Origin of the sequence: Castellaniella daejeonensis, assembly GCF_039523555.1 — a bacterium.
In the GTDB taxonomy this organism is placed as follows: Bacteria; Pseudomonadota; Gammaproteobacteria; order Burkholderiales; family Burkholderiaceae_B; genus Castellaniella; species Castellaniella daejeonensis.
Map to the genome: position 1 here is coordinate 1 of NZ_BAAAFN010000009.1, position 14,906 is coordinate 14,906.

General features: G+C 68.2%; 12 protein-coding genes and 1 pseudogene. 5 read left to right on the forward strand and 8 right to left on the reverse strand.

What is annotated here, in order from left to right; translation table 11 throughout:
• Positions 1-333, forward strand: a pseudogene (locus ABD022_RS05830) (hypothetical protein); the annotation flags it as partial.
• A gap of 120 nt (positions 334-453) precedes the next feature.
• On the forward strand, positions 454-1,554 hold the full coding sequence (locus tag ABD022_RS05835) for an ABC transporter substrate-binding protein (protein WP_325123761.1): 1,101 nt from the start codon (positions 454-456) through the stop codon (positions 1,552-1,554).
• Positions 1,555-1,895: 341 nt separating this feature from the next.
• Here the strand turns inward: ABD022_RS05835 and ABD022_RS05840 are convergent, their stop codons facing one another.
• From ABD022_RS05840 to mltA, 3 genes are all read right to left on the reverse strand, one after another.
• Positions 1,896-2,717, reverse strand: coding sequence for a DsbC family protein (locus ABD022_RS05840; RefSeq protein ID WP_325123740.1), 822 nt, complete (start codon positions 2,715-2,717; stop codon positions 1,896-1,898).
• Between the two features lie 29 nt (positions 2,718-2,746).
• The gene (locus tag ABD022_RS05845) at positions 2,747-3,931 is read right to left on the reverse strand and encodes an FAD-dependent monooxygenase (protein ID WP_325123741.1); all 1,185 of its coding nucleotides are present in this window, start codon (positions 3,929-3,931) and stop codon (positions 2,747-2,749) included.
• Between the two features lie 73 nt (positions 3,932-4,004).
• Positions 4,005-5,285 carry a murein transglycosylase A gene (gene mltA / locus ABD022_RS05850; RefSeq protein WP_325123742.1) on the reverse strand — a complete coding sequence of 427 codons (1,281 nt, stop codon included), beginning with the start codon at positions 5,283-5,285 and terminating at the stop codon, positions 4,005-4,007.
• A 126-nt stretch (positions 5,286-5,411) separates the two neighbouring features.
• Here mltA and rpe point away from each other — a divergent pair, with 126 nt between their 5' ends.
• The 3 genes from rpe (at position 5,412) to trpE (ending at position 8,664) form a co-directional block, all read left to right on the forward strand.
• Positions 5,412-6,134, forward strand: coding sequence for a ribulose-phosphate 3-epimerase (rpe, locus tag ABD022_RS05855; RefSeq protein ID WP_325123743.1), 723 nt, complete (start codon positions 5,412-5,414; stop codon positions 6,132-6,134).
• 142 nt (positions 6,135-6,276) lie between these two features.
• Positions 6,277-6,963 (forward strand): phosphoglycolate phosphatase, encoded by a 687-nt coding sequence (locus tag ABD022_RS05860; RefSeq protein WP_325123762.1) that lies wholly within the window; start codon positions 6,277-6,279, stop codon positions 6,961-6,963.
• 180 nt (positions 6,964-7,143) lie between these two features.
• Positions 7,144-8,664: an anthranilate synthase component I gene (gene trpE, locus ABD022_RS05865; RefSeq protein WP_325123744.1), complete on the forward strand. Its 1,521-nt coding sequence runs from the start codon at positions 7,144-7,146 to the stop codon at positions 8,662-8,664.
• Between the two features lie 76 nt (positions 8,665-8,740).
• Here trpE and lldD read toward each other — a convergent pair whose 3' ends face one another.
• The 5 genes from lldD to ABD022_RS05890 form a co-directional block, all read right to left on the reverse strand.
• Entirely contained in the window at positions 8,741-9,877 is a 1,137-nt protein-coding gene (gene lldD / locus ABD022_RS05870) for an FMN-dependent L-lactate dehydrogenase LldD (protein ID WP_325123745.1), read from the reverse strand.
• Positions 9,878-9,885: 8 nt separating this feature from the next.
• Positions 9,886-10,644 (reverse strand): transcriptional regulator LldR, encoded by a 759-nt coding sequence (gene lldR / locus ABD022_RS05875; protein WP_325123746.1) that lies wholly within the window; start codon positions 10,642-10,644, stop codon positions 9,886-9,888.
• A gap of 174 nt (positions 10,645-10,818) precedes the next feature.
• On the reverse strand, positions 10,819-11,580 hold the full coding sequence (locus ABD022_RS05880; protein WP_325123747.1) for an IclR family transcriptional regulator: 762 nt from the start codon (positions 11,578-11,580) through the stop codon (positions 10,819-10,821).
• A 25-nt stretch (positions 11,581-11,605) separates the two neighbouring features.
• Positions 11,606-13,024, reverse strand: a complete 1,419-nt coding sequence (locus tag ABD022_RS05885; RefSeq protein ID WP_343820437.1) for an FAD-binding oxidoreductase — start codon at positions 13,022-13,024, stop codon at positions 11,606-11,608.
• Positions 13,025-13,094: 70 nt separating this feature from the next.
• Positions 13,095-14,879, reverse strand: coding sequence for an IlvD/Edd family dehydratase (locus ABD022_RS05890; protein WP_325123749.1), 1,785 nt, complete (start codon positions 14,877-14,879; stop codon positions 13,095-13,097).
• Between the last annotated feature and the right edge of the window lie 27 nt (positions 14,880-14,906).

Below are 14,906 nucleotides of genomic sequence, written 5' to 3' on the forward strand. Positions count from 1 at the left end.
CTGCAGGCGCAGGCCGACACCCTGGCCCGCCTGGTCGCCACCTTCACCCTGAGCCAGGAAGAGAACGCCGGCACCGGCGCGAACGCCCGTGCCCAGGCGGGCGCCTCGGCAACGTCCGCCCAGGGTGCCGAAGCGGGTGCCGCGCGGCCGGCACAGCCGCCGCGCCTGCCCTCGGCTGCGCCCGAGAAGGTCGTCAGCCCCGCGCCGCAGCGCCCCCGCAAGAGCGCGCAAGCCGATGCGACGGCCGTCCATCCCGAGCCCAGGGCCGCCCTGCGCGCCCCCGGCAAGCCCGCGCCGGCCACGGCCGACACCGAGGAGTGGACCGAGTTCTGATATTACAATCGAGCGTGATTCGTGCACGGCCCGCAATCGCGGGCCGTGCCTCATTAGGAGACAACCGCCGTGAACATCCGCATCCCCGGCGCCGCCCTGGCCGCCGCACTGGCCCTGGCCATGCCGTTCCACGCCCATGCCCAGGTGAAAATCGGCGTGGTCGTGTCCGCGACCGGCCCGACCGCCCTGGTCGGGATTCCCCAGAAGAACACCGTGCCGCTGCTGCCGACCAAGGCGGGCGACCAGGACATCGAGTACATCACCCTGGACGATGCCAGCGATCCGACGCAGACTGTCACCGCCTTCAAGAAGCTGATCAGCGAGGCCCATGTCGACGCCCTGATCGGCCCCACCGGTTCTCCCAACGCCATGAGCGTGCTGCAGTTCGCCGCTGAATCGGGCACGCCGATGCTGGCTCCCGTGGGGGCGGCCTCGGTGGTGCTGCCCATGACCGAACAGAAGAAGTGGGCCTTCAAGACCACCCAGAACACCGACATCATCGCCCAGGCCCTGGTCCAGGACATGGTCGGGCGCGGCATCAAGACCGTCGGCTTCATCGGCTTTGCCGACGCCTATGGCGACGACTGGTACCAGGTCTTCAGCCGCATGGCCAAGGACAACGGCCTGGACCTGACCGTGGTCGAACGCTACCAGCGCACCGACAGCTCCGTCACCGGGCAGGCCCTGAAGCTGCTGGCCGCCAAGCCCGATGCCATCCTGATCGCCGGCACCGGCGGTGCTGCCGCCCTGCCCCAGACCACGCTGGCGCAGCAAGGCTACAAGGGCCGCTTCTACCAGACCCACGGCGCGGCCCTGCCCGCCTTCCTGAAGTTCGCCGGCAAGTCGGCCGAAGGCACCATCCTGGCTGCCGGCCTGATGCTCGTGCTGCCTGAAATCCCCGACAGCAACCCGTCCAAACCCATCGTCCAGGACTACATCCAGCGCTACCAGGCCATGTACGGTGAAAAGCCGGCCACTTTCGGCGCCAATGTCTACGATGCCGGCCTGCTGCTGCAGCATGCCATTCCCGCTGCCCTGAAATCCGCCAAGCCGGGCACGCCCGAGTTCCGCAGCGCCCTGCGCGACGCCCTGGAGCAAACGCGCGAACTGGTGGCCACCCAGGGGGTGTACACCATGACGCCGGAAGACCACAGCGGCTTCGACGAACGCGGGCGCGAGCTGATCACCGTCAAGGACGGCGCCTGGACACTACTGAAGTAATGGGTCGCGGCTTGCAAGCCGCTCCGATTCGCCAGGCACAGGTCAGTCTCCAGCCGGGGCAGCTCCCCACGTCGCGGCTTGCAAGCCGCTCCGATTCGCCAGGCACAGGTCAGTCTCCAGCCGGAGCAGCTCCCCACGTCGCGGCTTGCAAGCCGCTCCGATTCGCCAGGCACAGGTCAGTCTCCAGCCGGGGCAGCTCCCCACGTCGCGGCTTGCAAGCCGCTCCGATTCGCCAGGCACAGGTCAGTCTCCAGCCGGGGCAGCTCCCCACGTCGCGGCTTGCAAGCCGCTCCGATTCGCCAGGCACAGGTCAGTCCGCAGGGACTGACCTGTGTCCTGGCTCATCCCTGCGCGGCTAGTTTTTGTTTCAGGGCTTCGAGCGGCAGGGCGCCGTTGACGCGGGTGCCGTCGGCGAAGAACAGGGCCGGGGTGCCCTGCACGTTCAGCTTGCGGCCCAGGGCCAGATTGTCCTGGATCGGCGTGTCGCATTCGGCCTTGGCGGGATCCTTGCCTTCCAGCATCCAGGATTTCCAGGCCTTGGCCGGGTCGGCTGCGCACCAGATGTCGCGCGAACGGGTGGCGGAATCCGGCGTCAGGATGGGGAACAGGAAGGTATAGACCGTGACGTTGTCGACGTCTTCCAGGGTACGGTGCAACTGCTTGCAATAGCCGCAGTTGGGATCCTCGAACACGGCGACCTTGCGCGCGCCGGTGCCCTTCACCTGCTTGATCGCATGATCCAGCGGCAGGCTGCCGAAGGCCACCTGCTGCAGGGCCTCGAGCCGTTCGGCCGTCAGGTCGCGGCGCGCGCGGGCATCGATCATCGACCCCTGCAGCACGTAGTCCACCTGGGCATCGGTGTAGAGCAGGTCCATGCCGACCTGGATCTCGAAGATCCCGGCCATGGGCGTCACGCGGACGGCGTCGACGTGGATACCTGGAAAACGCTGCTCGAACACGCGGCTGACGGCCTGCGCCGAATCGGCCTGCGCAGGCGCCGTGGACAGGACGCGGTCGGCCGTACCATCACGCGCGGGCGTTTCGGCCGGCGCGGCCTGGCTGGAAGACGGCTGGGTGCTCAGGATCTGGTCCGCGGGCGGCTGCGCCAGGGCGGGCAGACTGCCGCACAGCAGCAGCGCGGCCAGGCTCAAGGAGAATTTCATGGGAAGAACCTCGGAAGACGGGCCGGCAGTCAGTGGCCGGCGGCCGCGCGTATCAGGCGGCGTTTCAGGAAAGGCAGGCCATCGACGCAACGCATGCCCTGGTTGCGCGCCCAGGCTGTCGGGGCGTTCGAGGCGCCGAAGAGGCGGTGCAGGCCGTCGGTGACCAGGCTCATGGCCCAGACCGGCTCGGCCCGGCGGCGGCGGTAGCGCGCCAGGATCCGAGGATCGCCCGGTGCGCGATGCGGTTCCCGGGTGCGCAGGACTTCCACCAGATCCCGCACATCGCCCAGCCCCAGGTTCAGGCCCTGCCCGGCGAGCGGATGGACCCGGTGGGCGGAGTCGCCCACCAGGGCGATGCCCGGGGCGACCATGGCGCTGCGTTCGAGCGTCAGCGAAAACCCCTGGGGACGCGTGCGCAGGCGCAGCGCGCCCAGCCGGCCACCCGTGATGGCCTGCGCGTGTCCGGCGAAAAATGCCTGCTGGGCATCGGCGTCCAGCGCCAGCCATTCACGCGCCCGGCCTTCGGGCATCGACCACACCAGCGATGCCTGCGGGCCGTCGGCCGTGTCCGGCATGGGCAGCAGGGCAAATACGCTGTCGCCCGTGAACCACTGGCAGGCGCGGTTCTGATGGGGCACGCCGATGTCCAGGTGCGCCACCACGCCCATGTCGCCATACGGCGTGTAGTGGTGTTCGATGCCGGACGCCAGCCGCACCGGGGAACGCGCGCCATCCGCGCCCACCAGCAGGGGCGTATCCATCACGCGGCCCTGTCCGGTCGTTACCCGCACGCCCAGTCCCCGGGTTTCCAGGCGCTCGAAGCGGTCCTCGTGCCAGGCGATCCCCATGACCTGCACAGCCTGCTGCAGCGCACGTTCGATCTCGCCGGACTCGACGGTCCAGGCCAGGGTGTCGCGCGCATCCTGCCAGGCGGACAGATCCAGCCGGCCGTCGGCATCACCCTGGATTTCCATGGTCTCGACGGCGGTGATCCGGCGCGCGTCCATCAGCCGCCACGCCCCCAGGCGATCGAGCAGGTCGCGGCTGGCCGGTGAAATCGCGTAGACGCGCGGGTGGTAGTCGTCTGCCGAGCGCTGGGCCGGGACCTGACGCGGCCCCAGCAGGGCGGCGGGCAGCCCCGCCCTGGCCAGGCCCAGCGCACAGGCCAGGCCGGCAATACCGGTACCGCAGACGAGTATGGGTTCCTGATTCATCATCCGATCATCTTACCGCGCCGCATCGCCGCGCGCGTCATTTCGAGGCCTGGGAAAACGGGGTTTCACCCGTTCAGCGCGCGGACGGCGCGCCGGCCCGCGCGGGCCACAGCAGCCACATCCGGCCGGATTGCTTCATGCGTCCGGCGCGCGCACCGGCTTCGTCGCCGGTGCCCCAGTAGAAATCGGCCCGGGCCGGGCCTTTGATCGCCGCGCCCGTGTCCTGGGCGAACACAAGCCGCTGCAGCGGCCGGGCGCCACCCTGGGAGCCGGTTTCCAGGAAGACGGGCGTGCCCAGCGGCACGTAGGCCGGGTCGACCGCAATCGCGCGCTGCGGCAGCAGCGGCACGCCGTAGGCACCCCGGGGACCGAGTTCCGGATCGACGATGGGTTCCTCGCGAAAGAACACCATGGCCGGATTCACGTTCAGCAATTCAGGCACGCGATCGGGATGCGCGCGCGCCCAGGCCTTGATGTTCTGCATGGATGTCTGGGCAAGCGGCATTTCGCCCTGCCGGGCGAGCCACTGGCCGATGGAGACATAGGGCCTGCCGTTATGGTCGGCGTAGGCCAGCCGCAGCACCCCGCCGTCGGGCAGGACGGCCCGCCCCGATCCCTGGATCTGCAGGAAGAAGGCCTCGACCGGATCATCGGCCCAGACGATCACGGCCGGCTGTCGGGCCGGGTCGGACGTGATCTGCGCCCGCGTGTCGTAAGGCACCACCCGGCGGCCTTCGAGCTTGCCGCGCACCCGCTTTCCCGCGAGCTCGGGGTAGACCGATCCCAGGTCGACGATCAGCAGATCGTCGGGCGTGGCGTAGAGCGGCCACTGGTAGGCGCCTTCGCGCGTGCGGGAGGCACGGATAAGAGGCTCGTAGTACCCCGTCACGGTGCCGCTCGCGGCCTGTCCGGAAGCATCGTCCAGCCGCCAGGGGCGCAGGTGTTCCTGCAGGAACCTGCGCACCGCGGGGCCGCCGGCATCGGCACCCAGGCCGGATTGCGCCGCCGCCTGGCAGACCGGCTGCCAGGCCCTGGGCGCTGCGCGCGCCGGCAGCGCCAGCGAGCCCGACACGGGCCGCATCAGGCCCTGGCAATCGTTCAGCAGCGCCTTCCAGACATGATGCAGGTCGTCATTCGACCAACCCGGCAGGCTGTCCCAGGAAACCGCCGTGTAGCGCCCCTGCAGCGGCCGCACGGGCGTTTCCGGCAGGGCGGACAACGGCGGCACGGACAGGGGCTGCTCGACCGAGACGGGGGGCGCCGATTCGCCGCCCGGGGCGGGTTCTTCCAGGGGCACCGTGGAACAGGCGCTCAGGACAAGCAGCGCGGCCACGGACAGGCAACGGATTCTCATCGCAGGATGGCCCCAGTGCGAAGGCTGGCGTGGTGGCTTTTTCTCATGCCGGATCGGGCACCCCGGGGTGCACTAAAATGAAGGCTGCAAAACCGTCATCATGACATATCCGGACCTTCCTTCGCCATGACCGATCTGCCCGCCGCCCGCATCGCCCCCAGCCTGCTGTCCGCCGACTTCGCCCGGCTGGGCGAGGAAGTCGCCGCGGTGGTGGCCGCCGGCGCCGACTGGATCCACTTCGACGTCATGGACAACCATTACGTGCCCAACCTGACCATGGGACCCATGGTGTGCGCCGCCCTGCGCCCCCACACCACCGCGCCCATCGACGTGCACCTGATGGTCGAGCCCGTCGACGCGCTCGTGCCCGCCTTCGCCAAGGCCGGCGCGGACATCATCAGCTTCCACCCCGAAGCCTCGCGCCATGTCGACCGCACGCTGGCCCTGATCCGCGACCACGGCTGCCGCGCCGGCCTGGTGTTCAACCCGGCCACGCCGCTGGAATGGCTGGACCACGTCATGGAACGACTCGACCTGATCCTGCTGATGTCGGTCAACCCGGGGTTCGGCGGCCAGTCGTTCATTCCGCACACCCTGGACAAGCTCGCCCAGGCCCGCGCCCGCATCGACCGCTGGCAAGCCGGGGGCGGGCAGGCCATCGACCTGGAAGTCGACGGCGGCGTCAAGGCCGACAACATCGCCGACATCCGCGCCGCCGGGGCGGATGCGTTCGTGGCGGGCTCGGCCATTTTCGGCCGGCCGGATTACCCGCGCGTGATTGCCGAACTGCGCGACGGCATCGCCCGGGGCGATGCGCGGCGGCGCGAGGCGGCGGGCCGGGATTCGTAACAGTCCGCCGGGCGGGCCGGCGCTCCTGCGCGACAATGATGATACGATGACGCCCGCCTGGGGCACCCGTACCCGCCCCGGCAATTTCACGATTCACCCGGCCGCCGATCCGGTGCGGCCGCTTTCCCCGGCGCGCGACACCATGCATTTTCCCGGAATTCTGTTCGACCTGGACGGCACCCTGCTGGACACGATCCCCGACCTGGCGGACGCCGCCAACGCCATGCGCCAGGACATGGGGCTGGCGCCGCTCGCCCAGGACATCATCGCCACCTACGTCGGCAAGGGCGTGGAACAGTTGGTCATCCGCACGCTGGGTCACGAAGGCACCCCCGCCAGCGTGGACATGGTCATGCGCGGCCTGGCCCGCTACCAGGATCACTACCGCGCCCTGAACGGCCAGCGCAGCCGCCTGTATCCCGGCGTGCTGGCCGGCCTGGAAGCCTTCCGCGAGCAGGGCGCGCGCCTGGCCGTGGTCACCAACAAGGGCACCGAATTCGCCATTCCGCTGCTGCGCCAGATGTCCCTGGACGGCTACTTCGACGCCGTGGTCTGCGGCGACACCTGCGAACGCAAGAAGCCCGACCCCATGCCCCTGTTCCATGCCTGCGACCTGCTGGGCATCACGCCCGCCCAGGCCCTGTTCATCGGCGATTCGATCAACGACGCCCTGGCCGCCAACGCCGCCGGCATGCGCGTGCTGGCCCTGCCCTACGGCTACAACGAGGGGCACCCCGTGCAGAGCCTGCCGGTGGATGCTATAGTTGACTCCATCGTCGAGGCCGCACAATGGGCCGCCGACGCGACTTCACAAACCGAACACGCATGAACATCATCCGCTATTACCCGATCACCGCCGGCGCCTATTGGCGCTGGTGGTGCTCATGTTCCGGGTAATGACGGTCACCCGGCGCGCGGTTCTGCCCGCAGCGCCCGTCCCACAGCCCGGACCTTCATCGGCCGGGCTGTCTCAATTCTGTCCCGGTCCATACTCCACCCAGAGACCAACATGACGGAAATCGAATTCAACGCACTGGCCGCCCAAGGCTACAACCGGATCCCGCTGATCGCGGAAACCTACGCCGACCTGGACACGCCCCTGGCGATCTACCTGAAGCTGGCGCACGCCGGCCCCGAAGCCGGGCGCAACAGCTGCCTGCTCGAATCGGTGGTGGGCGGCGAGCGTTTCGGCCGTTATTCCTTCATCGGGCTGCCGGCCAAGACACTGATCCGGGCCACCGGCACCACCACCGAGGTCGTCACCCGCGGCCAGGTCGTGGAAACCCACGAAGGCGATCCGCTGGCCTTCATCGAGTCTTTCCAGCAGCGCTTCCGCGTGGCGCTGCGCCCCGGCATGCCGCGCTTCGCCGGCGGCCTGGCGGGTTACTTCGGCTACGACACCGTGCGCCACATCGAGCCGCGCCTGGGGCCCTGCGTCAAGCCGCGTCCGGCCGGACAGCAGCCGGGCACGCCCGACATCATGCTGCTGCAGATCGACGAACTGGTCATCGTCGACAACCTGGCCGGCCGCACCTACCTGATCGTCTACGCCGATCCCCAGCAGCCCGAAGCCTACGCCCTGGCCCGCCGCCGCCTGAAGGCCCTGCGCGAAAAGCTGCGCACGCCCGTGGTCATTCCCTATGCCTACGCCAGCATGCAGACGCCCACGGAGCGCGATTTCAAGAAAGAAGACTACCTGGCCGCCGTGCTCAAGGCCAAGGACTACATCGCCGCCGGCGACCTGATGCAGGTGCAGATCGGCCAGGTGATCGCCAAGCCGTTCCGCGATTCGCCGCTGTCGCTGTACCGGGCGCTGCGATCCCTGAACCCTTCGCCCTACATGTACTACTGGAACTTCGACACGTTCCACGTCGTGGGCGCCTCGCCGGAAATCCTGGTGCGCCAGGACCGCGAATTCCAGGACGGCCGCGCCTGCGAAACCGTCACCATCCGCCCCCTGGCCGGCACGCGCAAGCGCGGCACCACCCAGGAAGAAGATCTGCGCCTGGAACAGGAGCTGCTGGCCGACCCGAAGGAGCGCGCCGAACACGTCATGCTCATCGACCTGGCCCGCAACGACATCGGCCGCGTTTCCAAGCCCGGCACGGTCGAGGTCACGGACACCATGACCATCGAGCGCTATTCCCACGTCATGCACCTGGTGTCCAACGTGCGCGGCGAACTGAACGACGGCATGAGCAACATCGACGTGCTGCGGGCGACTTTCCCGGCCGGCACGCTGACCGGCGCGCCCAAGGTCCGCGCCATGGAAATCATCGACGAGCTGGAACCCGTGCGCCGCGGCATCTACGGCGGCGCCGCCGGCTACATGAGCTACGGCGGCGAGATGGACCTGGCCATCGCCATCCGCACCGGCATCGTCCGGGACGGCATGCTGTACGTCCAGGCCGCGGCCGGCATCGTCGCGGACTCCGATCCCGAAAAGGAATGGCAGGAAACCGAGGCCAAGGCCCGCGCCCTGCTGCGCGCCGCCGAACAGGTGCAATTCGGGCTGGACGAGCCCATCTAGGCACGGACCGGGCCCCCGCCGGATCAGGCGCGGGGCCCGGCACAGGGCGGTCCGACGGACCGCCCCGCATCCGGATTCAGGTCCGGACCAGCAAGTCCCGCGTGATGTCGGCGACGGTGCGCGCACCGGTCAGCGTCATGGCCACGCGCATTTCCTTCTCGATCAAATCCAGCAGGTTGGCCACGCCCGCTTCGCCCCCCACCGCCAGGGCGTACAGCCAGGCCCGGCCCAGCAGCACGGTATCGGCGCCCAGCGCCAGCATGCGCACCACGTCCAGCCCGGTGCGCACCCCCGAATCCGCCAGCAGCGTGATCTGCCCCTTGACCGCATCGGCGATCGCCGGCAATGCGCGCGCCGTGGACAGCACCCCGTCCAGTTGCCGGCCGCCGTGGTTGGACACCACGATCCCGTCGGCGCCGAAGCGCACCGCATCGCGCGCGTCGTCCGGATCGAGAATGCCCTTGATGATCATCGGACCCTTCCAGAAATCGCGGATCCACTCCAGGTCCTTCCAGGATATCGAGGGATCGAAATTGGCGCCCAGCCAGCCGATGTAGTCTTCCAGGCCGGTGGGCTTGCCCAGATACCTGGACACATTGCCCAGGTCGTGCGGACGGCCCCACAGGCCCACGTCCCAGGCCCAGCGCGGATGCAGGACCGCCTGGACGTAGCGGCGCAGGGCGGCATAGGGCCCGCTCATGCCCGAATGGGCATCGCGGTAGCGCGCGCCCGGCACCGGCATGTCCACGGTGAATACCAGCGTCGACACCCCGGCCGCCTGGGCGCGCTCCAGCACGCTCTTCATGAAACCCCGGTCCTTCAGGACATACAACTGGAACCACATGGGCCGGCTGATGGCGGGCGCGACTTCTTCGATCGGGCAGACCGACACGGTGGACAGGGTGTACGGGACGCCCTTGCGGTCCGCCGCCCGCGCCGCCTGGACTTCGCCCCGGCGTGCGTACATCCCCGTCAGGCCCACCGGCGCCAGGGCCACGGGCATGGACAGCGTCTCGCCGAACAGGCGCGTGGACAGGTCCAGCTGCGACATGTCGTTCAGCACCCGCTGGCGCAGCGCGACACCCGACAGGTCGCTGACGTTGTGCTGCAGCGTGTATTCGGCATACGCGCCGCCGTCGCCGTAGTGGAAAAGGAAGGGGGGCAGACGGCGCCGGGCGGCTTCGCGGTAATCCGTGGAGGCTGAAATGATCATGATGTGAGTCAGTATTTGAAGGGGGGTAGGCGGGAGGAGCGGGCACGCCGCGCCTCGTCTTCGTCGAGCTTGCGCACGCTGCCGTGCACGAACTCCAGGTGCTGCCAGACGGTGGCCCGGGCCGCTTCGGCGTCGCCGCGCAGAATGGCTTCCATCAGCGCCTGGTGCTGGGCCGTGAGCTGTTCCTGGGTATGCTGGATCAGGTACATGCGATGGCGGTTCTCGGTGACGGTCGAGCGCAGCAGCTCGAACACACCGCGCATCATCTGCAGCAGGACCGCATTGTGGGCCGCCTCGGCGATGGCCAGGTGAAACCGGGCGTCGGCCTGGGCCGACAGGCCCGGATCGCCGCGGCTCTGGAAGCGCACGATGTCCTCGAAACGCTGCTGGATCGCCTGGCGGTCCTGGGGGGTGGCGCGCAGTGCCGCGTGCCATGCGGTGCCGCCTTCCAGGGCGTGCCGGGCTTCGAGCACGTCGTAGCGGTATTCCGGGTCATCGGAAACCAGCTCGTCCAGGGGGCGCACCAAGTGCCGTTCGGGCCAGTCGCCCGCGGCCGGCTCCAGCGCCTGCACATACGTGCCCCCGCCCTGCCGACTGCGCAGCAGCCCCTGGCTGGACAACTGGCGGATGGCCTCGCGGATCGAAGGCCGCGAGGCGCCCAATTCGACGGCCAGCTGGCGCTCCGCCGGCAGGCGGTCGCCGGGTTTCAGGCCCTGCTCATCGATCAGGTCCCGCAGCTGTTTCGCAAGTCGGTCGGAAAGGCGCATGCACAAGGGGATGGCCTGCCGCAGACACGTATATTGGACAGACCATTTTAACGGGATAGTGCTGGCCAGTTTACGGCGCGAACTCCTGTCCGGTCAATACGCTAGGAATGAAGCCGTTTTCCATCGTCCAGGTCACTCATATTGGTAAGACCTATCGATCGGGATTCCACTGTATCAGGCATGCGCCGACAAGCGCTGCCGGATCTGTCCGGCCACCCGTACGATGGCCTGGACGATGGCTTTTTCCCGTTCCCCGTCCAGCCTGTCGGTGGGGATGGAGGTGCTGACAGCGATCCGGCGGCCCGTCGGGGTTTCACCGGCATAGACCGCGAAGCAGTTCAGGCCGGCGGCCACCTCTTCCTGGTCGAGCGCCAGCCCGGACCGGCGCACCGCGGCGAGTTCCGCCAGCAGAGCCTCGTGCCGGGTGATGGTGCGGTCGGTGATGGCGACCAGTTCAGTCGGCAGCAGCTTCAGGACCTCTTCGTCGGAAAGCTGCGCCAGCAGCGCCTTGCCCAGTGCGCAGGCGTGCGCGGGCAGCCTTGTCCCCATGTCGGACACCAGCCGGACCGGGCGATGGGCATCCTCGCGGGCCAGGTAGACCACTTCCCCGCCCTGCAGCACGGCGAGCTGGACGACTTCATTGTGCATGGCGACGTACTCGGCTGCGGCAGTCCGGAAGATATGCTGCAGATTGTCGAAATGGACATAGGCGCAGCCCAGCATGTAGAGCCCGAGGCCGATGACATAGCCGCCCCCCTTCTTCTCGATCCAGCGCCGCTGCTCCAGCGAAGCGAGCAGCAGATACAGCGTGCTCTTGGCAAAGCCGGTCTGCCGGGCCAGTTCCGTCGTGTTCACCGGCTCGCTGCTCGAAGCCAGGATCTGCAGCACGGCATCGGCCCGGTCCACCGCGGGCACTGCGGAATTCGAATCGTTCATCTCGTTCAATTGCAAGGAAAAAGTCTCAAGACTGCGCATCCCAGGCGACCACCTTGCCCGGATTGAAGATATTGTGGGGATCGTAGGCGTGCTTCAGCACCCGCATGAGTTCGAGGCCGGCCGCGCCATGCTCGGCCTGCAGGAATTCCATTTTATGAATGCCGACGCCATGTTCGCCCGAACAGGTGCCCTCCATGCCGATCGCCCGGTGGACCAGACTGCGGTTGATGGACTCGGCCTCCTGCCATTCGGTGGGACTGTCGGGATCGATCAGCATCTGGACATGGAAATTCCCATCCCCGACATGGCCCACGATGGTATAGGGGAAATCGACCGACTCCAGGTCTGCCACCGTCTGCGTGACGCAATCGACCAGCCGCGAAATGGGCACGCAGACATCCGTGGCGATGCTGCGCGCTCCGGGCCGCAATTGCAGGCCTGCGAAGTGGGATTGATGCCGGGCCGCCCACAGGCGCGCGCGGTCTTCCGGCTTTTCCGCCCAGTCGAAGCCCGAGCCGCCGTGATCGCCCGTGATTTCCCGCACGATCCCGGCCTGTTCCTGCACGCCGCTGGCGCTGCCGTGGAACTCGAACAGCAGCAGCGGTGTTTCCGGAAGTCCCAGCCGGCTGTGGCGGTTGACCGCGCGGACCGCGCGCTGGTCCATGAATTCGATCCGGGCAATGGCGATGCCGCTCTGCATGATGTCCACCACCGCCTGCACGGCATCGGCCAGGTCGGGGAAACTGCAGACCGCCGCCGTCACGGCTTCGGGCCGCGGATAGACCCGCAGCGTCGCTTCCACGATGACGCCCAGGGTGCCCTCGCTGCCGACGAACAACCGCGTCAGGTCGTAGCCGGCGGACGACTTGCGCGCCCGGCTGCCCGTGCGGATGATTTCGCCGCTGGCCGTCACCACCTTGAGCGACACGACGTTCTCGCGCATGGTGCCGTAACGCACCGCATTGGTACCCGAGGCGCGTGTCGCCGCCATGCCGCCGATCGATGCGTCCGCCCCCGGATCGATGGGAAAGAACAGGCCGGTGTCGCGCAGGGCGTCGTTCACCTGGGTACGCGTCACGCCCGGCTGCACGGTCACCGTGAAGTCCTCGGGCTGCAGGGCGATGATCCGGTCCATCCCGGCCATCGACAACGTGATCCCGCCCTCGATCGGCAATACATGCCCTTCGAGCGACGACCCGACGCCAAACGGCACGATCGGCACCCGGTACCGGTCGCACAGCCTGACCGCATGTGCGACTTCGGCCTCGTCGTGCGGAAAGACAACCGCATCGGGCAGGCATTCGGGATAAGGCGACTCGTCCCTGCTATGGTGCCGCCGCACGGCCTCGGCCGTGACGAATCGATCCCCGAAGGCTTCCCTGAATTCGGCAACGCCCTGCTCCGGCAGGCTGCGCCGAGGAAGATTTGCAAAACCGCTGTTCATCTATCTCCACCCCATGCCGGGTCCGCCCCGCGACGCTGCCTGTCCCCGGCCGGCGGCCGGCACCCGAAGTTCAATGGTTGTGGCGGGACTCTCCACGCGTCTCCAGGATATTCAGGTAGAGCGTCGCGGGCTCCAGGCAGGCGCCGGTCCCGTGCTGGCCGATCATGCTGCGGTAGATTTCTTCCCAAGGCGTCTGGCTGACCCGCTCGGCCGGCTGCCATGCCGCGCGCCGCTGGGCGAGTTCCTCTTCCGGAATCAGCACATCGACCCGGCGCGCATTCAGGTCCAGGCGCACCTTGTCGCCCGTTCTCAACAGCGCCAGGCCGCCGCCGATGGCCGCCTCGGGCGACACATTGAGGATCGACGGACTGGCCGACGTCCCGCTCTGCCGGCCGTCGCCCATGGTGGGCAGCGTGTCGATGCCCCGTGCGAGCAGGGCCGCCGGCGGCTGCATGTTGACCACCTCCGATCCGCCCGGATAGCCCACGGGACCCACATTGCGGATGACCAGCAGGGTGTGCTCATCGATTCCGAGCGCGGGGTCGTCGATCCTGGCGTGGTAGTCCTCCGGCCCCTCGAAGACGACCGCCGTCAATTCCGCCACGTTCGGATGCCCGGGATCGGACAGGAACCGCGCGCGGAACTTGTCGTCGATGACGCAGGTCTTGATGATGGCGCTGTCGAACAGGTTGCCGCCAAGCACCACGTAGCCCGCGTTGTGCTTGAGCGGGCTGGAATAGGCCCGGATGACCTCGCGGTCCGGCTCGCCCACCGGCGCCAGGTTTTCGGCCAGCGTCTTGCCCGTGACCGTCATGACATCCGTATTCAGCTTGCCGGCGAGCATCAATTCCCGCAGCACGCCCGGCACGCCGCCGGCCCGATGGAATGCCTCGCCCAGGTACCGCCCGGCCGGCTGGCAGTCCACCAGCAGGGGGATCTCCGGCCCGAGCCGCTGCCAATCGTCCAGCGTATGGTCCACGCCCATGTGGCGCGCGATGGCGATCATGTGGATCGGGCAGTTGGACGAGGCGCCCAGCGCCGCCGCCGCGACGACGGCGTTCTCGAAGGCGGCCCGGGTCAGGATGTCCGATGGCCGCAGGTTCTCATGCACCATGCCGACGATGCGGCGGCCCGTCTCGTACGCCATCCAGCCGCGCTCCCGGTACGGCGCCGGGATGGCGGCGCACCCCGGCAGCGACATGCCCACGACTTCCGCCAGCGAGTTCATGGACAAGGCCGTGCCCATGGTATTGCAGTGGCCGATCGACGGCGCCGAAGCGGCCGCGGCATCCATGAAGTCGTCATAGTCCATTTCCCCGACCGCAAGACGGCGGCGGGCCTCCCAGATCACCGTGCCCGAACCCGCCAGCTTGCCATCCCACCAGCCGTCCAGCATCGGGCCGCCCGACAGGACGATGGCGGGGATGTTGACGGTGGCCGCGCCCATCAGGCACGCCGGGGTCGTCTTGTCGCACCCGGTGGTCAGGACGACGCCGTCAATCGGATAGCCATGCAGGACTTCCACCAGGCCCAGGTAGGCCAGATTCCGGTCGATGGCAGCGGTCGGGCGTTTGCCCGTTTCCTGGATCGGGTGCATCGGGAATTCCAGGGGGATCCCCCCGGCATCCCGGATGCCGTCCCGGACGCGCTTGGCCAGTTCGATGTGGTGGCGGTTGCAGGGACACAGGTCGGAGCCGGTCTGCGCGATGCCGATGATGGGTTTCCCGGACTGCAATTCCGCCCGGGTAATCCCGTAGTTCATGTAGCGTTCGACATACATGGCCGTCATCCCCGGATCGGCGGGATCGTCGAACCAGCGGCGGCTGCGCAATTTGGTTTTTTCAGAATCAGACATAAAACGCCTTCAAGTACGCCGGGCGGC

Bases quoted from the DNA above. Each gene is read 5' to 3' on its own strand.
- ABD022_RS05880 (WP_325123747.1), bottom strand. From the start codon at position 11,580: ATGAACGATTCGAATTCCGCAGTGCCCGCGGTGGACCGGGCCGATGCC.
- ABD022_RS05890 (WP_325123749.1), bottom strand. From the start codon at position 14,879: ATGTCTGATTCTGAAAAAACCAAATTGCGCAGCCGCCGCTGGTTCGAC.
- ABD022_RS05885 (WP_343820437.1), bottom strand. From the start codon at position 13,024: ATGAACAGCGGTTTTGCAAATCTTCCTCGGCGCAGCCTGCCGGAGCAG.
- ABD022_RS05835 (WP_325123761.1), top strand. From the start codon at position 454: ATGCCGTTCCACGCCCATGCCCAGGTGAAAATCGGCGTGGTCGTGTCC.
- ABD022_RS05840 (WP_325123740.1), bottom strand. From the start codon at position 2,717: ATGAAATTCTCCTTGAGCCTGGCCGCGCTGCTGCTGTGCGGCAGTCTG.
- lldD (WP_325123745.1), bottom strand. From the start codon at position 9,877: ATGATCATTTCAGCCTCCACGGATTACCGCGAAGCCGCCCGGCGCCGT.
- lldR (WP_325123746.1), bottom strand. From the start codon at position 10,644: ATGCGCCTTTCCGACCGACTTGCGAAACAGCTGCGGGACCTGATCGAT.
- rpe (WP_325123743.1), top strand. From the start codon at position 5,412: ATGACCGATCTGCCCGCCGCCCGCATCGCCCCCAGCCTGCTGTCCGCC.
- mltA (WP_325123742.1), bottom strand. From the start codon at position 5,285: ATGAGAATCCGTTGCCTGTCCGTGGCCGCGCTGCTTGTCCTGAGCGCC.
- trpE (WP_325123744.1), top strand. From the start codon at position 7,144: ATGACGGAAATCGAATTCAACGCACTGGCCGCCCAAGGCTACAACCGG.
- ABD022_RS05845 (WP_325123741.1), bottom strand. From the start codon at position 3,931: ATGAATCAGGAACCCATACTCGTCTGCGGTACCGGTATTGCCGGCCTG.
- ABD022_RS05860 (WP_325123762.1), top strand. From the start codon at position 6,277: ATGCATTTTCCCGGAATTCTGTTCGACCTGGACGGCACCCTGCTGGAC.